General features: G+C 38.5%; 21 protein-coding genes and 1 other annotated feature (1 of these 22 running past the window's edge). Of the genes, 17 read left to right on the top strand and 4 right to left on the bottom strand.

Features of this window, described 5'->3' with window-relative positions:
• Positions 1–93: a binding site (T-box leader), on the top strand (it extends 124 nt beyond the left edge of the window).
• Between the two features lie 54 nt (positions 94–147).
• Together tyrS and uvsE are read left to right on the top strand one after the other, a co-directional pair.
• On the top strand, positions 148–1,407 hold the full coding sequence (gene tyrS / locus KHA95_RS11715; RefSeq protein ID WP_213137689.1) for a tyrosine--tRNA ligase: 1,260 nt from the start codon (positions 148–150) through the stop codon (positions 1,405–1,407).
• Positions 1,408–1,579: 172 nt separating this feature from the next.
• Positions 1,580–2,533, top strand: coding sequence for a UV DNA damage repair endonuclease UvsE (gene uvsE / locus KHA95_RS11720; RefSeq protein ID WP_213137690.1), 954 nt, complete (start codon positions 1,580–1,582; stop codon positions 2,531–2,533).
• 192 nt (positions 2,534–2,725) lie between these two features.
• On the opposite strand, the gene KHA95_RS11725 is transcribed toward uvsE, so the two are convergent.
• Entirely contained in the window at positions 2,726–3,157 is a 432-nt protein-coding gene (locus KHA95_RS11725) for a YugN family protein (RefSeq protein WP_213137691.1), read from the bottom strand.
• A 242-nt stretch (positions 3,158–3,399) separates the two neighbouring features.
• Here KHA95_RS11725 and KHA95_RS11730 point away from each other — a divergent pair, with 242 nt between their 5' ends.
• From KHA95_RS11730 to KHA95_RS11745, 4 genes are all read left to right on the top strand, one after another.
• A complete protein-coding gene (locus KHA95_RS11730) occupies positions 3,400–3,639 on the top strand; it encodes a transcriptional regulator SplA domain-containing protein (RefSeq protein ID WP_213137692.1) in 240 nt (79 codons plus the stop codon).
• Positions 3,640–3,660: 21 nt separating this feature from the next.
• Positions 3,661–4,689 (top strand): spore photoproduct lyase, encoded by a 1,029-nt coding sequence (gene splB, locus KHA95_RS11735; protein ID WP_213137693.1) that lies wholly within the window; start codon positions 3,661–3,663, stop codon positions 4,687–4,689.
• A 380-nt stretch (positions 4,690–5,069) separates the two neighbouring features.
• Positions 5,070–5,525 carry a MarR family winged helix-turn-helix transcriptional regulator gene (locus tag KHA95_RS11740; RefSeq protein WP_213137694.1) on the top strand — a complete coding sequence of 152 codons (456 nt, stop codon included), beginning with the start codon at positions 5,070–5,072 and terminating at the stop codon, positions 5,523–5,525.
• Complete coding sequence (locus tag KHA95_RS11745; RefSeq protein WP_213137695.1) at positions 5,522–8,692, top strand: MMPL family transporter; 3,171 nt, start codon at positions 5,522–5,524, stop codon at positions 8,690–8,692. The genes KHA95_RS11740 and KHA95_RS11745 overlap by 4 nt, the downstream gene beginning before the upstream one ends.
• A gap of 64 nt (positions 8,693–8,756) precedes the next feature.
• Here KHA95_RS11745 and KHA95_RS11750 read toward each other — a convergent pair whose 3' ends face one another.
• Complete coding sequence (locus tag KHA95_RS11750) at positions 8,757–9,056, bottom strand: hypothetical protein (protein ID WP_213137696.1); 300 nt, start codon at positions 9,054–9,056, stop codon at positions 8,757–8,759.
• Between the two features lie 202 nt (positions 9,057–9,258).
• On the opposite strand from KHA95_RS11750, the gene KHA95_RS11755 reads away from it, so the two are divergent.
• The 4 genes from KHA95_RS11755 (at position 9,259) to KHA95_RS11770 (ending at position 12,991) form a co-directional block, all read left to right on the top strand.
• A complete protein-coding gene (locus tag KHA95_RS11755; RefSeq protein WP_249316846.1) occupies positions 9,259–9,675 on the top strand; it encodes a MarR family winged helix-turn-helix transcriptional regulator in 417 nt (138 codons plus the stop codon).
• 59 nt (positions 9,676–9,734) lie between these two features.
• The gene (locus KHA95_RS11760) at positions 9,735–10,376 is read left to right on the top strand and encodes an SDR family oxidoreductase (protein ID WP_213138078.1); all 642 of its coding nucleotides are present in this window, start codon (positions 9,735–9,737) and stop codon (positions 10,374–10,376) included.
• Between the two features lie 39 nt (positions 10,377–10,415).
• Positions 10,416–11,408, top strand: a complete 993-nt coding sequence (locus KHA95_RS11765; protein WP_213137697.1) for an LLM class flavin-dependent oxidoreductase — start codon at positions 10,416–10,418, stop codon at positions 11,406–11,408.
• A gap of 308 nt (positions 11,409–11,716) precedes the next feature.
• On the top strand, positions 11,717–12,991 hold the full coding sequence (locus KHA95_RS11770; protein ID WP_213137698.1) for a hypothetical protein: 1,275 nt from the start codon (positions 11,717–11,719) through the stop codon (positions 12,989–12,991).
• Between the two features lie 161 nt (positions 12,992–13,152).
• Here KHA95_RS11770 and KHA95_RS11775 read toward each other — a convergent pair whose 3' ends face one another.
• Positions 13,153–13,488: a 2Fe-2S iron-sulfur cluster-binding protein gene (locus tag KHA95_RS11775; RefSeq protein WP_213137699.1), complete on the bottom strand. Its 336-nt coding sequence runs from the start codon at positions 13,486–13,488 to the stop codon at positions 13,153–13,155.
• A gap of 182 nt (positions 13,489–13,670) precedes the next feature.
• Between KHA95_RS11775 and cdaS the strand changes: the two genes are divergently transcribed.
• From cdaS to KHA95_RS11805, 6 genes are all read left to right on the top strand, one after another.
• Positions 13,671–14,285, top strand: coding sequence for a sporulation-specific diadenylate cyclase CdaS (cdaS, locus tag KHA95_RS11780; protein ID WP_213137700.1), 615 nt, complete (start codon positions 13,671–13,673; stop codon positions 14,283–14,285).
• 99 nt (positions 14,286–14,384) lie between these two features.
• Positions 14,385–14,828, top strand: coding sequence for a MarR family winged helix-turn-helix transcriptional regulator (locus KHA95_RS11785; protein ID WP_213138079.1), 444 nt, complete (start codon positions 14,385–14,387; stop codon positions 14,826–14,828).
• A 51-nt stretch (positions 14,829–14,879) separates the two neighbouring features.
• Complete coding sequence (locus tag KHA95_RS11790) at positions 14,880–15,821, top strand: ring-cleaving dioxygenase (RefSeq protein ID WP_213137701.1); 942 nt, start codon at positions 14,880–14,882, stop codon at positions 15,819–15,821.
• Positions 15,822–16,020: 199 nt separating this feature from the next.
• Positions 16,021–17,079, top strand: a complete 1,059-nt coding sequence (locus KHA95_RS11795; RefSeq protein WP_213137702.1) for an LLM class flavin-dependent oxidoreductase — start codon at positions 16,021–16,023, stop codon at positions 17,077–17,079.
• 1 nt (position 17,080) lies between these two features.
• Positions 17,081–17,647, top strand: a complete 567-nt coding sequence (locus tag KHA95_RS11800) for an NADPH-dependent FMN reductase (protein ID WP_213137703.1) — start codon at positions 17,081–17,083, stop codon at positions 17,645–17,647.
• A 31-nt stretch (positions 17,648–17,678) separates the two neighbouring features.
• Positions 17,679–18,296: a nitroreductase family protein gene (locus KHA95_RS11805; RefSeq protein ID WP_213137704.1), complete on the top strand. Its 618-nt coding sequence runs from the start codon at positions 17,679–17,681 to the stop codon at positions 18,294–18,296.
• Between the two features lie 77 nt (positions 18,297–18,373).
• Here KHA95_RS11805 and KHA95_RS11810 read toward each other — a convergent pair whose 3' ends face one another.
• Positions 18,374–19,024, bottom strand: a complete 651-nt coding sequence (locus tag KHA95_RS11810; protein ID WP_213137705.1) for a hypothetical protein — start codon at positions 19,022–19,024, stop codon at positions 18,374–18,376.
• 356 nt (positions 19,025–19,380) lie between these two features.
• Between KHA95_RS11810 and KHA95_RS11815 the strand changes: the two genes are divergently transcribed.
• The gene (locus tag KHA95_RS11815) at positions 19,381–20,610 is read left to right on the top strand and encodes an MFS transporter (RefSeq protein ID WP_213137706.1); all 1,230 of its coding nucleotides are present in this window, start codon (positions 19,381–19,383) and stop codon (positions 20,608–20,610) included.
• Positions 20,611–20,620: the final 10 nt, after the last annotated feature.

Below are 20,620 nucleotides of genomic sequence, written 5' to 3' on the forward strand. Positions count from 1 at the left end.
TAGCAGCAAACGGTGCAGCGACATCGTTAACATGTTGAGTGGGGATTTTTAATCCCAAGTTGGGTGGTAACACGGTGAATCATCGTCCCTTCGTTTTTTAACGAAGGGACGTTTTTTATTTTCAAAAAAATGGAGGAGTTATTTAAAATGGGACATTTACTTGAAGACCTTAGATGGCGCGGAATTATATACCAAGAAACAGATGCAGACGGGATGGAAGAGACGCTCGAAAAGGAAAAAATCTCCTTATATTGTGGTGTTGACCCAACAGCAGACAGTATGCATATTGGACATTTGCTTCCATTTTTAACATTAAGACGATTTCAACAGCATGGTCATCGTCCGATTGTATTAGTTGGCGGATTTACGGGGCTAATTGGTGACCCGAGCGGGAAGTCGGAAGAGCGTAAACTGCAAACGATGGAGCAGGTGGAGCTCAACGTTCAAGGAATCAAAAGCCAATTGGAAAAGATCTTTGACTTCGAAGGTGATAACGGGGCAGTCATGACGAATAACTATGACTGGGCTGGTCCGATGAACTTAATTACTTTTTTAAGGGATTATGGTAAACATATCGGTGTTAATTACATGCTTGCGAAAGATACAGTTGCATCTCGCCTTGATACGGGGATTTCTTTTACAGAATTTACGTACACATTGCTACAAGCAATCGATTTCTTGCATTTATATAAGAACTTCAATTGTAAAATGCAAATTGGCGGCAGTGACCAGTGGGGCAATATTACAACTGGGTTGGAAATGATTCGAAAAATGGCCGGCGAAGGGGCAAAAGCGTACGGAATGACGATTCCACTCGTCACGAAGGCGGATGGAACGAAATTTGGAAAAACGGAAGGCGGCGCAATCTGGCTTGACCCGAAAAAGACGACTCCTTACGAGTTTTACCAATTTTGGATTAACACAGCGGACGCAGATGTCATTAAATATTTAAAATACTTTACTTTCTTAGGAAAAGAAGAAATTGAAGCGTTGGAAGCATCGGTCGAAACAGAGCCGCATTTACGGAATGCACAGCGAGCATTGGCAGAAGCAATGACGCGTATGATCCACGGAGAGGAATCTTTGCAACAAGCCATTCGCATTACAGAAGCATTATTTAGCGGTGATGTGAAAAGTTTGTCAGCAGAGGAAGTGGAACAAGGCTTTAAGGATGTGCCGACACATCTGTATGAAGGGGAAGAGCTCGGACTTGTCGATGTCCTTGTTGCTGCGAAAATTTCATCATCTCGACGTCAAGCTCGTGAAGATATTCAAAATGGAGCAGTTTCCATCAACGGAGAGCGCGTTACAGATGTGCAATACGAATTAACAGAAGAAGATCGACTCGGCGGAGCATCCACAATCATCCGCCGCGGGAAGAAAAAATACTTTATGATTCGCTATTAATAAAAACTGACTAGTCTCCGGAATGGAGGACATAAACAAGGTATAGTACCCTAAATCAAAAGGGGGCTATACCTTGTTTTTCGTAAATAGCATACATTTCATCATAGATGGAAAACTGATAACGTAACTTCGAACCAATGCTCAGATTTGCGGTATTAAAGGAGAAGAAGAGATGAAGATTCGCTTTGGATATGTAGCCAATGCATTAGGTTTATGGGACGCGAGCCCTTCCAAAACAATAACATTTGCTCGATATTCAGCGCTTTCAAAAAGCGAAAGAATGGACAAGCTCAAGTCAGTAACCGCTCAAAATTTACAGCATTCGAAAAGAATCTTATATTATAATATCGCACATGAAATTGAATTATATCGGTTTTCAAGTTCACTTGTCCCCTTAGCAACACATCCGGAAGTAATGTGGGATTTCGTTACGCCATTCAAAGCGGAGTGGGAAGAACTAGGGCAGCTCATCCGACAATTTGAACTGCGAACAAGTTTTCACCCTAACCAATTTACACTTTTTACGAGTCCGCGGGATGAAGTGACGATAAATGCAATGAGGGATATGGAATACCATTATAAAATGCTTGAAGCGATGGATGCCCTTGAAAGAGGCATCATCAATATTCATATTGGTGGAGCATATGGGGATAAAGAAAGTGCGTTAGGGCGTTTTCATCAAAATATAAAAAAAATACCTGCAAATATTAAAAAACATATGACGCTTGAAAATGATGATAAAACATACGATATTGAAGAAACACTGATTGCTTGTGAACAAGAAAATATCCCGATGGTTCTTGATTATCATCACCATATGGCTAATAAGGGAGGGACTGACCTATCAAATTATTTGTCGCGTATATTTGATACATGGGATCGTTTTTCTGCAATACCAAAAGTCCATCTATCGTCTCCAAAATCAGATCAAGCCTATCGTTCACACGCCGATTATGTCTCTTTAGAATATATACTTCCTTTTTTGAAAATGGCAAAGGTAATAAATAGGGACTTTGATATTATGATTGAAGCAAAGCAAAAGAACCTTGCTATGCTGAAGCTTATCGAAGAAATAGCTGCTGTCCGGGGAATCAAACGTCTATCAAGCTCAGCGGTGGAATGGTGAGCGCAGATGGAATAAGTGAATACTTGTGATAGAGGTGGAAAAAAACGATGAATCCCTGTTCCGTGGGATGATGCAGAAATCATTGAAGGCTCTTCGTTTCATTTAATATGATTGGAAGAGCCTTGAGAGATCATCTCATTAATTTTTCTATGTCAATTCCATGCGGTCGTTCATTGTCATTGAATCCCATTTTCATGAACTTAATAATCCAGTTATAGAACTCATTACTTGTTCAATGGCTTCTTCGCCAGCTTTAGCCCATCTACTTTTATCATAGATATAGTCATCTTGATCCAATGGTGTTTGAAATTGATTAAGCCCTGTTGTAGTACCCGTTACAAATGAGTTTTCATCATAATCTAACCCAATATTCACTACATGCTTGATGATAAAAGGTGTTCCAAACTCAATAAACGCATTGGAATGATCTAATTCTCCGTCTAAAACATATATGGGAATCCTTAAATAAATAGACTCTCCGTTCTCGCGCCACAACAATGCATCGAATTTCCCTTGATCGTATTCGAAATTACTACAAAAACTACACCCATAAGACTTAAAAATATCGCGAACGAGACCAAAATAGGCCCTTTTTCCTTCGATCTCTGATTGGATTTGAAACATATTCACTTCACTCCTGTAATCGTAAGTATATTACTATTCTTCACCAGAAATTGAATAAAATACCTGTTTGAAAAGTTAGTCTGTTTCAATAAGGAAATGGTATATTCTTTCATTCATACAATGTTTCGAATAACTTCCCAAATGTAACAAATCCTAGGGAGAGAAAGGTGCAAAAGTGATAAGAAATAAAAGGCGTTTTTTCTGTTGTAAATATTAGAAATTGCAAGAGGGCGGTGAAAATAGTGGAAGGAAATAATGATTATACCACCTATCATCCGGGAGATATTGTCTATGTGTTTTATCGAAACCCACATACCCAAGACGTAGCAAATGTTCAAGAAGCTGCCGTTGTCAAGCACCCTGAGAACCCAAATGAACTGGCATTATTTTTGTATGAAACGTATTATCCTTTAACGAATGAGATGGCAGTGTATGCTACTGAGATGGATGCAATGCAAGCGTACGAACAGTATTTTGGATAAAGAAGGAATGGAGCTTATGTCATGAATAAACCGTTTAGCCCAAAGCTTGTTTACTTTGAACCGGCTGCGCTTGACTATCCGCTAGGGCAGGAATTGATGAAAAAATTCGAAAAGATGAACGTGGAAATACGATATACAACCTCACATAATCAAGTAAGAAACCTCCCCGGCGACAATGATTTTCAACGATACCGGAATGCCAAGTCTACATTGGTGGTCGGGATAAGAAAAACCCTTAAATTTGACACATCAAAGCCTTCAGCTGAATATGCGATTCCTTTTGCAACAGGGTGCATGGGACATTGTCATTATTGTTATTTGCAGACAACGATGGGGTCAAAGCCTTACATTCGTACATATGTGAATGTCGAGGAGATACTGGATGCGGCGGATCGATATATGGAGGAGCGAGCACCAGAGATTACCCGATTTGAGGCTTCATGTACTTCCGATATTGTCGGAATTGACCATCTGACCCATACATTAAAACGAGCGATTGAGCATTTTGGAAAAACTGATATGGGAAGGTTGCGTTTCGTAACGAAATTTCATCATGTTGATCATTTACTTGATGCAAAGCATAATGGAAAAACAAGATTTCGTTTCAGTGTCAACGCTGATTATGTCATAAAATATTTCGAACCAGGTACTTCTCCGTTAATCAAACGAATTGAGGCCGCGGCAAAAGTGGCAAGAGCTGGTTACCCTTTAGGTTTTATCGTTGCTCCCATTTACTTGCATGAAGGGTGGGAGGAAGGATACTATCATTTATTTGAACAGCTTGATGAACAACTACCAATGGATGCAAGGGATAACATCACATTTGAGTTCATCCAACATCGGTTTACAAAACCAGCCAAACGCGTGATTGAAAAAAATTACCCGATGACCAAATTAGAATTAGATGAGTCTGCGAGAAGGTATAAGTGGGGGAAATATGGGATTGGCAAATATATTTATCAAAAAGAAGAAGAAGAGGATATAAAAAGTCATCTCTATTCCTACATGGAAAAATTTTTTCCAAATGCTAAATTAGAATACTTCACATAAATATAAAAAACACACGATCTAAAAAATTGTGTGTTTTTTAAAGTAAAGAAAGTATAAAAATTTTATCGTTTTCATTTCAAAAATCAGATTTCCGTGTATACTTAGGCGCCCAGCGACTAGCTATATGATAAGTCAACATCGGCTCTTTCTTCGCCGTGTTTAGACCTGCACGATGCGAGTCACAAAGGCGTTGCCACTGGACGTGGCGAATGGCTCCTTCGCCGTTGATGTGTCGCAAAAGGAAGTACGTCGCTAAACGGCCGCCTTGCGCTTTTCTTTTTGTGAACTGAATTTCATCATTCAGTCACAAAAATCTCATTGACCTGCCTACCTAATTTTTATATAGTTTATGGTATGAACCATTTATGGGGTGAATTATTTTGGATGAGAAAAAAATTCAATATATTTTCGATAAGTATATGAGTATTTTTTTACATGGGAGAAGAAGTATTTCCTCACTTATGTCGGAGCAATTGATGGAGGAATTATCGCTTGAACAGTTTTCGTTAGTAAGAATGCTTTACTTGCAAGGCCCAATTCGTTCATCTGAGCTTGCCGAGAAGCAATTGGTACATAAGAGTGCGATCAGCGCCAGGGTAGAAAAGCTTGTTAAAAAAGGATTGGTAGAAAGAGAGAGAGATGAAGAAGATCGCAGGAATGTTTTTTTAACCCTTACCAAAGAAGGAAGAATGGTATATGAGGAGTTAGAAAAAAATATTAATCGATTTGTAGAATCGATTTTACATGATATTTCCGAAGCAGAAATGGAAAGCTTTTTAAATGTCTATGAAAAGATTGCAACTTATATTGAGAATTATGAGGGGGAAGAAAAGTGAGAGCAGTGTTGCGCTTAAGATGGGCGATATTAGCAGCGTGGATCATCGCGGCAGTTGTTTTAGTATGGAATTCGCCTGATATGGCGCAGTTAATTCGAGATAAAGGGCAGCTGGCGGTCGTTGATGGATATCCATCAACGGTAGCGTCAGATATTATTAATAAGCATTCAACGAAGGAAAGCGGAACAGAGGCGTTTATTGTTGTATTCCACGATGACCAAGCTTTTTCGGAAGAGCAGTTAACGGACATCGAAGCGACGATGCAACGATTGAAGAATGAGAAAGCAGAGCTTGGCATTAGTGAACTGACTACTCATTTTACAGACGATGCGTTGGAGGAGCAGCTTGTTTCCGAAGATGGGAATACAATCATTGCTTTATTAGATGTACAAATGGCGGGAAAAGAGGTTAGAGAGGTACGTGAACGGTTAGATCAGGCACTTGAAACGGATCATGTGCAAACATATATGACTGGAAACTCCTTGATCAATGAGGATGTTATTATTAGTTCAGAGAAAGGATTAAAAAAGACAGAAATCATTACTGTTGTTTTTATCCTTGTTGTCCTTGTGCTCGTTTTTCGCTCGGTCGTCGCACCAATCATTCCGCTTTTGACGGTCGGGATTACGTACGTTGTTAGTCAGGCAGTTGTTGCATTTCTTATTGATGGCATTAATTTTCCAGTATCGAATTTTACCGCCACATTTATGGTTGCTATTTTATTCGGGGTTGGCACCGACTATTGTATTTTGCTATTAAGCCGCTATAAGGAAGAGCTCGCAAGCGGTCAGGATGTTCCGGGAGCGATTGTAGCAACTTATCAAACAGCTGGAAAAACGGTTATTTACAGTGCACTTGCTGTATTAATCGGCTTTGCATCGATTGGTTTTGCATCGTTTAAGCTTTATCAATCCGCGGTCGGTGTAGCGGTAGGAGTATTATTCCTTTTAATCGCATTATTCACGATCGTCCCATTTTTTATGTACACATTAAAATCGGCGATTTTTTGGCCGATTAAAAAGAATATATCACATCAAGAAAGCCGTTTATGGGGATGGATGGGGAATCTCGCGATTACAAGACCACTCATCGCTCTAGGAATTGTGGCCTTACTGACCGTTCCGCTCCTCGTATCTTATGATGGTGAGTTGTCTTTTAACTCGCTCGATGAAATTGGTGAGGAGTATGATTCAGTCAAAGGCTTTAATTTAATCGCTGATAGCTTTGGTCCCGGTGAAATCATGCCGATTCAAGTTGTAATCGAAAATGATGACTCAATGAAAACGAAGGAATATTTAACATTAATCGAGTCGATCAGTAATCAGCTTGAAAAGATCGATCATGTAGACAAGATTCGTAGTGTGACTCGTCCAACCGGTGATAAGCTGGAAGACATTTATGTAAAAAAACAAGTTGATGAAGTTGGAAAAGGAATCGGAGAAGGAACCGATGGAATTGCTCAAATTAAGGATGGTCTAAATGAAGCAGCCAGCTCGATTCATGCTTCTAAGCCTGATCTCGAAAAGGCTACTGCGGGAATTGGCGATCTCCAATCAGGAACGAAGCAATTGCAGTCAGGAATGGGAGATTTACAAACAGCATTAAGTGCGATTGAAAATGGTATCCGCCAAGGAACAGCAGGCGCAGGGGAATTAAAAAAAGGTGCTGCTGAGGCTAGTAATCAAGCAGCGGAACTACAAGCAGGTGTAAGCCAATTATTAGAAGGTTATGAACAAGCGCAAGCGGGACTGGGGCAATTAATTGCTGAATATAAAAAAGTGCCGACCATACTAGAAGAAGCACAGGCACAGCTGATGTCCCTTGAGGAGCCATTAACAAAGCTTGCTCAAAACCATCCGGAAATCATTGGGGATCCTCATTTTGCAGAAATCCAAGCGATTGTCGGAAATGCAACAAAGCAAGTGGCGATTGCCGGTGGAACCGTGGCGGCATTAAATGAGCAATTGGATGCTGTACGGACGGGATTAGAGACGGCGAATCAACATTTGGCACAAGTTGTTGCAGGTCTCGGAGAATTTTCAAATGGCTTAAAAGAAATTTCAAATGGTCTTGCCCAATTGGAATCTGGCTTAGGTGAAGCAACTTCTGGGCAACACCAAGTTGTTCAACAAATTCCAGCGATCGCCTCTGGACTTGGGGAGATTGCGACTGGTCAGGAGCAGCTTCAATCAGGTTTTGGTAATATGGGTGGTCAGCTAGATCAATTAAGTGATGGACTTGCGCAAAGCAGTGAAGGACTGGGGCAAATTGAGGATGGCTTCGGAGAGGCGGAAAATTACCTTTCAGATCTCGCGAACGAAACAGATTTGCAGCAATCGGGCATTTATATACCAGATCAACTTTTAACAAATGAGGAATTCCAGCAAGTATTCGATCTGTATATGTCTGAAGATGGAAAAATGACTACATTAGATGTGGTACTCGATTCCAATCCATATGCAAAGCAATCGATGGATATGATTTCTAAATTAGAGCAAACATTAGCTGATGCAACCAAGCATACGAAACTCGAACAAGCAAATATCGGTATCGGTGGTGTAACAAGCATTAACCGTGACCTTGAGTCGATGTCCAATTCCGATTATACAAAAACTGTCACATTTATGATGGCTGGAATTGTACTCATATTAATCATTTTGCTCCGTTCGCTCGTTATGCCTATTTATATCATTGCATCGCTACTGTTAACCTATTATTCTTCGATTGCGATGACAGAAGTGATTTTTGTCAATATTTTAGGCTATCCAGGCATTAACTGGGCGACTCCATTTTTCGGCTTTGTTATCTTAATTGCACTTGGGGTCGATTATTCGATCTTCCTGATGGATCGTTTCTCTGAATATAAACAAATGGATGTGAAAACAGGCATCATTCTTGCGATGAAAAATATGGGAACCGTCATTATGAGCGCAGCGGTCATATTAGCGGGGACATTTGCAGCGATGCTCCCTTCAGGTGTATTATCAATGCTTCAAATTGCTACGGTCGTGCTGACAGGACTATTATTTTACGCCTTGATCATTCTTCCGTTATTTGTACCAGTATTGATCAACATGCTTGGAAAAGCGAATTGGTGGCCATTTTTCTCTAGAAGAGGAGAAATTCAGCCATTAGATGATACAAAACGGGATATAGGTATGAACTAATATGAATGAAAAGAAACCAGCCTTCTTAAATGGGAAAGCTGGTTTCATTTATATTCATACATAGTTACTCATTTACACCGTCTTTAAAATTTTTCTTCCAGTTTTTATCTCCAACGTGTTCGAAATCTTGTGTCGTACGTTCCAATACGTCTATTATCCAGCGCTTGGTTTCTTTTATCATATCGTAGAATACTTTTTCTTCAATCCCAGATGTCTTTATTCCAGCTAAAGCATCAGAAGCAGCGAGCCGTCGGTGTTCCTCTACCTTTTTGTCAAATTCATCGAATACATGTTTGACGAACTTCGTAATATCTTTATGTTCCTTATTTACTCTTTGTTCAATTTCTAGCAATTTTTTATCCATTTTTATGTACCCCCTCTTTTTTTACAATGCTTACAAATAAACTTAAATAAGAATGTTGATTTTAATACTATATACAAACTAAGTGAATAGTATAACTTCTATTTACCATTTCTTTCACTTCACGAAACCAATTATTTGAAAACACAATCATCACTTGATATAGTTAGCATGCTACCTAATATGCTTGAAAGAAGGTGTGCTTTTGATCGAAGATGAAATTCGAGAAATATTAGATGGTTTATCTACGAAAATGCGTAGAAATTATTCGGAAATGTTGCGCGAACTAAATTTGCATGTTGGGCAAGATCAATTATTATGCCGTCTTTGGAAAGAGGATGGGATTACCCAAATCCAGCTAAGCGAACGTTTGAAGTGTGAGCCGCCGACAGTCGCAAATACGGTAAAAGCCTTAGAAAACTATGGTCTTATTTATCGCCAACGCGATGAAATAGACGGAAGAGTCAACCGGGTTTATTTAACCGCTAAAGGAAAGGAAGTAAAAGCACCGATCGAAAAAGTTTGGCGTAAACAGCAGGATAAATTGCTAGAAGGTATATCCGCAGAGGAACGTCTATTATTAAAAAAGCTTTTAAAAAGAATGGCTGATAATATTTCGTAAGCTCAGCCCTTTTATTAAAAAATAATTAGCATACTAATTAAAAAGGGAGTTGAATGATGATGAACGTTTTTGTTGTTGGAGCAAATGGACAGATTGGACGTCAGCTTATTGATTTATTAAAAGATAGTAAGGAACATACAGTAAGAGCGATGGTCAGAAAGGAAGAACAAGCAGCTGCATTTGAAAAAATAGGAGTAGAAACAAGATTAGCCGATTTGGAAGGAAGTGTAGATGAAATTGCAGAGGCGGCCAAAGGCTGTGACGCCATCGTTTTCACTGCGGGATCTGGCGGTCATACTGGGGCTGACAAGACCCTTTTAATTGATTTAGACGGTGCGGCTAAAACGATCGAGGCTGCTCAGAAAATAGGCATTAAGCGGTTTATGATGGTAAGCGCGATTCATGCACATAGAAGAGAAAAATGGACAGCGATTAAACATTATATGGTTGCCAAACATCATGCAGATAAAATCCTTGAACAAAGTGGTCTAACATATACGATTATCCGTCCTGGAGGTTTATTGAACGAGCCAGGGACTGGAAAAATTTCTGCGGCTGAAGATTTAGAAAGAGGTTCGATCCCTCGTGAAGATGTAGCGCAAACGATCATTACTGCGTTAGCAATGGAAAATACGTTTAATCGTTCTTTTGATCTAGTGTCTGGTGAAAAAGCGATTTCAGATGCGTTGAAACAAATATAGGCGAAAGAAAAATAATAAACGGATGGGAAGGAAGAATGGATGAAATTAAGTATATTGGACCAAGCCCCGATTACGAAAGGGAATAAAGCAGCAGATGCTCTAATAAAAGCGGAAGAATTAGCTATTTTAGGCGATGAATTAGGCTATCATCGCATGTGGATGGCAGAGCATCACGGAACAAATGATTTTGCAAGCTCAGCCCCCGAAGTGACAGCAGCTCATTTGGCGGCTAAAACGAAAAATATCCGAATCGGCACTGGGGGAGTAATGATGATGCATTATTCACCATTAAAACTTGCTGAGGTATTTAAAACGTTAAGCGCCTTTTCACCGGGCAGGATTGATTTTGGTGTAGGCCGGGCTCCGGGTGGGGACCAGCGCTCCATCTATGCTTTATCCGAAGGGCGTCAACCGCTCCTGCATAATATGTATGAAAAATTTGATACAGCATTACAGTTAATCAATGATGAAGTACCTAGAGATGATCTATATAATCAAACAATTGCTACACCATCCCAAGTTGTTTTGCCAGAGGCTTGGCTGCTAGGTTCGACTGGAAATAGTGCCATTCAAGCTGGAGTTAGGGGTGTGGGTTATTCATTTGCACAATTTTTCAATGGCGAGATGACGAGAGAAATTTTAGATGCATACAAAAAGAACTTCCAACCTTCTGCTTTCTTGGAAAAGCCAGAAATCAATGTTTCCTATATGGTGACAACAGCTGAAACAAAAGAAGAAGCTGAATTCGAAGCAAAGCCTCAAGACATTTGGCGTTTGCTGTTTACAAGAGGCAGAATCACACCACTGTTAACACCAGAGGAAGCTCGCGATTATCCATTAACGGAAATGGATCGCATGATCATAAAAGAAAATCGCAACATTCATTTAGTTGGAGACGTGAAAGAAATAGCCATGCTGCTGCAAAAAGAACAGAAGCAATATGGATTCGATGAAGCGATGATTGTCAGCATTCCCCATTCACAAGAGAAGCGTTTGAATGTTTATCGATTATTGGCGCGGGAATTGCTATAAGATTAAATGCTTATTTTACACCAATATAATAAAAATCCGGTTCAGTTTAATTGAATCGGATTTTTTATTGGTAAGAATGAAGGGAATCGTTCGTCAAATATACCAACAGTTCAATACAAAAAGCTTTCTAATTCCCTAAAATCCAATTACTACACAATATTAGGCATGCAATTAGCTAATAAATTTGCGGTTGTATGTGGGAGAGGTTCTCAGGACAGAATAATTTTGTGGATTCAATCAATGATGGTCGGATTGTAGTTAATGATAGCGAGCGAAGCGATAATAATAAATACAGGGAGCTTTTTTAAATGAAAATTACAAAGGTAACTACACTTTTAGAATTGATGCAAGCAATTTCCGAAAATATACCACAAGTTTTGGAGATCTTAGCATCGATTCTGTCTCCTCACTCCATTACTTTACCCGAAGGTTACAAATTAACAGGGAAAAGTAACGATTCATGTATTGTGAGCTTTAACAATAGTGATGGTTTTGGTGTGACTCGCGATAATACCATTTCAAACGTAACTGTTATGACAAAACATACGAATCGGGCAATATACACGGTTTATGGCATGCCAAATATGGGTGATATTGTTCTTGAAAATTTATATATTACGGGACAGGTTTCAATTATTTCTAGGCAAGGAACGGATAAGATAAACCTTATCGCAAATCATATACACATTACTTCTTGTGATTCTAGACATTATAGTGAGCAACCACAAAAGTATGGCGTTAATGTATACCAAGGTGCACTAACTGTATATAATTTTAATCCTAATGAAAACAGTAGAATTGATTGTAAATTAACGAATATTTCTATTGGGTTTAAAAATGCTCCTGTTATTGGCTCAGGTATTTTTATTTGTGGTTTCGGTGATGAAGGTGGCAAAGTTAATTTGGAAACACTAACTACTGGTGCCGTGTATTCAAATGGGATGTTACCCTATGGGACAGCGGATATTATTACCGCTGCTATTTTCATTGTTTATGGGGTTGAGGCAAAAAGAGTTGAACATTATGGTGAGCTTATAACTTACGGTGTAAATGACATGGTTCTTGATACATGGGGCAAAGTTGAGATATGGGTGAGCCATGCTTCAATCGTATCCTATGGCCCAAGTGGTATAGGGTTCGTGAACTTTGGCATCGTAAAAGATTTCACGGCACAAGCCATTACAACATATGGATTAGGCGCGAGAGGCTTTAATCAATATGATGGCACAGTTGAAAATATTAAGTTTAAATCGATCACAACTTATGGTGATGGCTCAATAGGTATACAAGTTAGCAAACCGATCGGAAATGTCACTGTGGAAGAAAACGTAACAACATATGGTTCTGTGGGTAATTCCTTAGTTAAAGGCGTAATAACAAAGCTTGCGGCAAATGCAATTAGTATTAAATCAGGAGGCAAAGTTGAAAGTTTGACCATTAAAGGTGACATCGTTACTTATGGAGAAAATGTTACAAATTACGCATTGGAGGGCGGCGAAGTTATGCAGTTCAATATTGGTGGTGAAATGATCGCTAATGGAGAAAATTCACAGAAACATAAAACGGAACAATTGGATGCATGAACTTTACATCGAACTGTTAAAAGTATGATGAGAGGAGAAAAAGTAATGGATGATGGAGATATGCTGGAAAAAGGTGTAGCTTAAATACTTAAATCCAGAAACTAATAATACATGTGATTAACGCGTACAAAAGCCATGACCTTTGAAACACCTCTCACTCATTAATCAGCTGGTCTTGGGCCTGCCTTTTTTCCAGTATTTTCAACTGTCATGATTGGTCGAACGGTTATGTCCCCATTCACCCGAATTTGACAAGATAAACGTAAACAATCTTCAAATAAGTTTTCATCAATGCCTTTGTTAGCAAAGGCTATTTTTTCTTTTTTAGTGACTTCCATAAAATCACCGGCCAATACTTCTACTCGGCAAGTAGTACATTTTGCATTTCCGCCGCAGCGATGAAGAATATTTATCCCGCTATCTTCAAGAGCTAATACTAATTTTTTCCCCATATCTACTTCGAAGGTTACTCCTCCTAATACGGTTACGTATGGCATGTTCATTCCTCTTTTCTATTAATATGATGTCAACTAAATTTGAAACGGTTTATAGGTTTATTAGCGTGTTACATTTATCTAATTTTATTCAAAGAGCGCTGAATAGCTCATAATCGAATGAACCGAGTCGTATGTACACATAATAAAGATACGTGACAAACTATTGTAGGTGGTGTACCTTCGTGAACTATGCGAATTGTGACTTTTCTCCAATGAAGCAGACGATAAAAGAGGAGATTTACCAAGTAATATTGGCGCTTCAGAATAATTTAGATGCAATGGACGATGAAAATTATTGTCTCCTTGGGAATTTAGAAAAAATTAAGGAACATTTTATATCTATTGATATGAAAGCTTCCAATTTTTATTTGAATTGTTATTTAGCTCCATTTACAGACAAATATCCTGAATTAACCATTTGTGTTCAAAATTTGTCTCAACGCAGACATGGTGGATTAATTGTTATTCAACGAGAAGATTCGCTAGATGGCTTTATTCAGCCGGGTATTCCAATCGGAGCCGGCTTGACGCATTCTTTATTAGAGTCGATTTTCTATCCGGGAAATCCGCTTCATGATGGTGCTGTCATGATAGAGGGTAATCAGATCGTTTCCGCAGCAAATGTTCTTCCACTTTCGGACAGGGCTGTCGGTGATAAAAAATTTGGTACTCGGCACCGTGCTGCTTTAGGTTTATCTGAGCGTAGTGATGCGCTCGTACTAGTAGTTTCTGAAGAAACAGGTAAGGTTTCATTTGGATTTAAAGGGAACCTCTATCCAATTAATACGGGTGAATAAGGCCAGTTACTATTTTGTTCTCACGATATAAAATCATTTGACATATTATCATTTGATTGGTAAAGTGATAGTGAGGTTACTGAAAGGGAGGAGAACAAAATACGTAATAACACATTAGGATCGTTAATCTGGTTACGTTTAATACGTTTTACAAACCAAAGTAACCAAATGTCGAATGATTTTTTAAAGCGATTTGATTTAACAACTGCCCAATTTGATGTACTTGTTCAAATTCAGTTATATGAGCCACTTACACAAAGCGAATTAGCAGAAAAGGTAACAGTCACACAAGGTGGTATTTCCCGGATGCTCGCAAGGCTTGAGAAAGAAGGTTATATTACGCGGAAACAAGACTGGAAAACGAAAACGATTCGTTTAACAAAGAAGGCAGAATTAGTATTAAAAGAAGCAATGCCAGCACAACTTGAATTTCAATCGTCATTTTTTGATGATGTTTTAACTGAAGAAGAGAAGAAAACATTGTATACACTTATGACCCGTGTCCACAAATATAGTCAAAAAAGAGAATTACCGTCTGAGTAATTTTTTTTACATTATCACTTGATTAGTCAATTTATAAGAGGAGGAAACAATATGTATAAAATACCTGGTCATCACCATATTTCAATGATTACGAAAGACGCCCAAATAAACAACCAATTTTATCAAAATATATTAGGACTTCGCAGAGTGAAAAAAACCGTGAATCAAGACGATCCATCAATGTACCATCTATTTTACGGGGATTTGACCGGCAGTGCGGGAACAGAGTTGACGTTTTTTGAAATGCCTATGGTAGGAAGGACATATCGCGGTACAAATGCCATAACAAGAATTGGTTTACTTGTTCCATCATTTGAAAGCCTCGTATATTGGAAAAATCGTTTTGAATCAATGAATGTGAAGCATGATGAGATTACAAAATATGTTGGGCGGGATGCACTCCATTTTGAAGACACTGAAGGATTGCGAATGGTCTTAATCAATAATAACAGTGAATATATTCCTGAGTATTGGTCAGCATGGGAAGACTCTTCCGTTGAAGAGGGGCACCGTATTTTAGGAATGGGGCCAGTAGAAATAACCGTCCGTCATTTAGGAAAAATAGCGAAAACGTTGCAAGAAATGTTTGGTTACTTTGAAGTGAGTCGTTCAGATACAGAAGCGATTTATCAGTCTGTTGAAGGACAATCATTTGGAGAAATTGTCATTAAGCAGCAGGACGGAGAAAGAGAAAAACCTGGTAGAGGAAGCATCCATCATCTTGCAATTCGAGTAAACAATGATGAAGAATTGCAATATTGGGATGAAATTGTTAAGAAACGTGGTTTTCACTCAAGTGGGATCGTCGATCGTTTTTACTTTAAAAGCCTATATTTCCGAGAATCCAATGGAATTTTATTTGAGATAGCAACGGATGGTCCTGGATTTACTGTCGATTCGACAGTTGAAGAATTAGGGAAAATATTAGATTTACCGCCATTTTTAGAAGAAAGACGTACTGAAATTGAAGCGAAATTAGCACCAATAGATTAAACCATATTGTTAACTTTTAACTAAGTTGATTGTGTCAGAACCCTACGGGATAAGACGATAAATGGAAGACATCGCAGATGTGTCCAGTTCCGCGGAAGTTAATGAAAAGCGTGCTACCATCACCAGTAAAAGTTAAGCCTCCGCGCGTGTCACAATTTTTTCGAGCAATCTGGACGCTTTAAAAAAGGAGAGTATGAACATGGAGAAATATCGTATCGATCCAAGCGAAGGGATTGAGTTTGGCTTATATTCGATTGGAGATCACCTATTTAACCCGCATACAGGTGATATGATTAGTGCACAGCAGCGAGTTCAAGAATTAATCGATGCAAGTAAGCTTGCGGATGAGGCGGGGATCGATGTGTTTGCGGTCGGTGAAAGTCATCAAACGCATTTTGCAACACAGGCACATACGGTTATTTTAGGGGCGATTGCACAGGCGACAAAAAATATTAAAATCGCCAGCTCAGCAACGGTATTAAGTGTATCAGACCCTGTTCGTGTGTATGAAGACTTTGCTACCATTGATTTAATTTCAAAAGGACGAGCAGAAATTGTCGCTGGACGCGGTTCACGTACAGGGGCATACGATTTGCTCGGATACAATGTCCGTGACTATGAGGAATTATTTGAAGAAAAAATGGAGCTTCTTCTGAAATTAAATAATGAAGATAAGATAACATGGGAAGGTCAATACCGCGCACCACTAAATAATGCAATGATTCTCCCGCAACCCTTAAATGGACATTTGCCGATTTGGCGTGCAGTCGGTGGACCGCCTGCTAGTGCTATAAAAGCTGGTTATGCAGGAGTACCAATGATGCTGACAACGCTAGGTGGTCCCGCCATCAACTTTAAAGTCTCAGTTGATGCGTATCGTGAGGCAGCGGAGCGTAGCGGCTTTGATCCTGCAACGTTACCAATCGCAACGACAAGTTTATTTTATACAGCAGATACGACTCAAGATGCACTTAAAGAATTTTACCCACACTTGAATGCCGGTATGCTGGCGTTAAGAGGCGGCGGCTATCCAAAACAACAATTTGCACAAGCGACAGATCATCGAGATGCGTTAATGATTGGCAGTCCACAACAAATTATTGAAAAGATGATTTATCAATATGAACTATACGGTCACCAACGTTTTATGGCTCAAATTGATTTTGGTGGCGTACCTTTTGATAAAATCGCGAAAAATATTGAGTTAATTGCTACGGATATTATGCCGGCAATTAAGAAATATACGAGGGGTAAGTAAGATGAAAATTGTAGGAATCGCAGGCTCAAATGTTGGATCCAAAACAAGAATAGCGATGGATTACACACTTAATAAAGCTCGAGAAAAATATCCAGATGCAGAGATTATATTGCTAGATTTAGCTGAGTATGAAATCGTCTTTAGCGATGGACGCAATTATTGGGAATATGATGGTGATACAAAGTATGTAACAGAGACAATCATGGGAGCGGACGCGATTATTATCGGGACTCCTGTATTTCAAGCATCTATTCCTGCTACATTAAAAAATATTTTTGACTTGTTACCCGTTAATGCTTTCCGGGATAAGGTAGTAAGTATGGTTGTGACAGCTGGAACAGCGAAGCATTATTTAATGGCTGAGCAGCAGCTAAAGCCAATATTAGCTTATATGAAGGCTCATATTGTCCCAACGTATGTATTTATAGAAGAAAAAGATTTTTACCGGAAAGAAATCGTAAATGATGATATTCTGTTTAGAATCGAACGCTTAGTAGACGATACCGCGCTGCTTGTAGATGCATATGTTAAGATTCGGCAGGCAAAAGATGCGGAATATGATTTTTAAGTAAATGATCGGTTGGATGGGGGATTGGAAAATGGAATTTACAAAGATAATTGAAAAGCGTCGCTCGGCAAATAACTTTTTAAAGGATGTCAAAATCACTCCTGAGGATTTAAATTTGATCTTCAATGACGTAAAGCTTGCACCATCTTCATTCAATTTACAACCGACGGAATACGTAGTTGTTTTGGATGAAGAAATGAAGGGAAAAGTTCGTGAAGCAGCTTACGGTCAATATAAAATACATTCCTCCTCTGCTGTCATCTTGGTTACAGCAGATCGGCAAGCATACGAACAAACTGAAAGACTACATCAAGGAATGTTGCATCTAGGAGTGTTAACAGAATTTGAATTAAGAAAAATGATCGATGAAAATTACGAATTCTACGAAGAGCGTGGGGAAGAATTTCAAAAGGAAGATGCAATCCGTAATGGCTCTCTATCTGCTATGTTATTTATGTTGGCAGCGAAAAATCGTGGGTGGGATACGTGCCCAATGATTGGATTTGACCAAGAGCAAATACGTACGTTATTAAATATACCTACTAGCCGTGAAGTTGTTTTAATGATCACAATAGGTAAGGAAAAAGAAAGCAGTCGAAGGCTAAGAGGTTATCGTAAACCAATTGGTGAATTTGTAACCTATGTATAATGGAAAATACAGCCCTTTCTCATCCATTTTGAGAAAGGGCTGTATTGATTTTGAAATATCTATTAGAAGCGAGAATCTCAGAAGCTTTGTGGTCTATTATTGTTGACCGACTTTTTCCTTTTTGGGAGAAATGGAATAAGTTGAGATAAAACATTAAGTATAGGCGTGTTGACATTTGTATCTTCATCCTGCTTTCGCCTATGCCCAAGAATGGTGAGAAAAATAGTTATAACGAGGAAAAGTGCCCCTTTAATCGAAACGGTAAGATCAGAAAATAAGCTGTGAATGATCATTGGATAGATCAGTACGACGATAAAAGTTGCAGTGATCGTAGCAAGTGCTGTTACGAACCATTGATGTACACGAACACGTGAATACAAAAGAATACAGGCGATATAAGCAAAGAAATATAATATAGCATATGTAGCAGATAGTTTAATGACTGCTGGACTATGATCAGTATCGAAAGGATTGATACGTTCACCTGCATAGACAAAAAGATTTTCCTCAAGGAAAAAAGCAGCCAAGCCAATCCCAATACAAGCAAGAAAACTTAAGGAAAAAATAAAGACCCCAATAAAAATAATCGTAATCAACAAGATGAGCAGCTTTCGTAATAAAGAGAAAAGGGCTCCAACAATTGGAAACTTCCGTGCCATTACTGATATAAAGACAAATAACGCAATCACGCAAAAAAATATGAAATAACGAATAAGGTATTCCCCCATTTTATCCCCTCCTTCGTATTTGGATAAAAGGTAAAATTAGTCTATTTCTCTATCGTATTCAGTATAGCAATCTTTTAGGAGGTTAAAAGGGAAGAAAGTACCGATCAGTGACAACGATGAAGAGTAAGGTTATTTGAAAAAGCGGCCAATCACAATAACGGAAAGTCTCAAAACAATCTTTATCGACGCACTTTTAAAAATTGAAAAAGATTAAGTATCGAATGCGTTTATTAGATATAAATAGAGGAACTTTTTGTGAATGAGATATGAACAATATGTGTCTTAGCAGGTAATGCTTGATGTATGAAAGAACTACTATCGTATGATCAAAGAATGAAGGTTTGGAGGTTTTTCCTATGATGAAAAACTTAAAAGACTGGAAAGACCCAGCAATATTGCTCTCATCAATTGGGATTTCAAGTATTGGAGATTTTATTTACTTAGTTGCAATTAACATTATTGTGTATCAACTTACGGAATCAGCGGCGGCAGTAGCAGGTCTTTGGATAATTGGACCGTTAACAAATATTGTAACGAAGTTTTGGACAGGGAGCTTTATTGATTACCGAAGTAAAAGAAGAATAATGGTAGTAACGTACATACTAAGAGCAGTGTTCATATTCTTTATTCCATTTGCACCAAACATAATCGTAATTTATATGATTCTCATTGTTTTAAGTGGCGCAAAAGCGTTTTTTAATCCATCATCAATGACATATGTTACAATTCTTGTTCCAATAGAAAAGAGAAGGCGCTTCAATTCCATCCGCGCCTTTGCAGATTCTGGGGCATTTATCGTCGGTCCCGCAATTGCGGGCTCACTTATCTTACTCACCTCTATTGAAGCAACGCTATGGTTAAATGCCATATTCTTTCTCATTTCAGCCATATTATTATTATTTCTTCCTGAAAAAGAAAGCATTGATAAAGAAATAATACCAGCATTGACTATTTCCCAAGTGATTCGTGACTTTACGGTTGTCCAAAAGTTTATAAGAAACAATAAATATGTGTCATTTATTTACCTCGGTTTTATATTGCTCATGATTTTTTCCTTTGCCATGGATGCACAAGAAGTTGTTTTCACACAACAAGTGATCGGCCTTTCTGAATTTGATTACAGTTTATTAATTAGTATCACAGGAATTGGCTCTGTCATCGGTGCTGGTTTATTATCGTTTTTTTCAAATAAATTATCGATTCGTTATATGATTGTGATCGGTCTGATTATGATGACAATCGGATATGTTATTTACGCATTTTCTTGGTCTTTTATGTCAATTGTCGTTGGATTTATTATTTTAGGGTTTTTTAATACGTTCTTAAATGCAGGAATCATGACCTTTTACCAAAATAATGTACCTATCAATGTGATGGGAAGGGTAACGAGCATTTTTCAACTGATCCAAAGTGCCGTCCAAGTTGTTTTTATTTTAGCGATTGGTGTGACAGCCGATCTGCTTTCCTTGAGGTTAACGATTGTTGTGTTGGCATTTTTGATGTTATTATCAGCTATTATTTTTTCAATTGCAGTATTGAGTGTAAATAGAAAATCATTTTATAAAGAAGGTACATCGAGAAATTGAATATAGTAAT

It is taken from the genome of Bacillus sp. FJAT-50079, assembly GCF_018343515.1.
Taxonomy (GTDB): Bacteria; Bacillota; Bacilli; order Bacillales; family Bacillaceae_C; genus Lederbergia.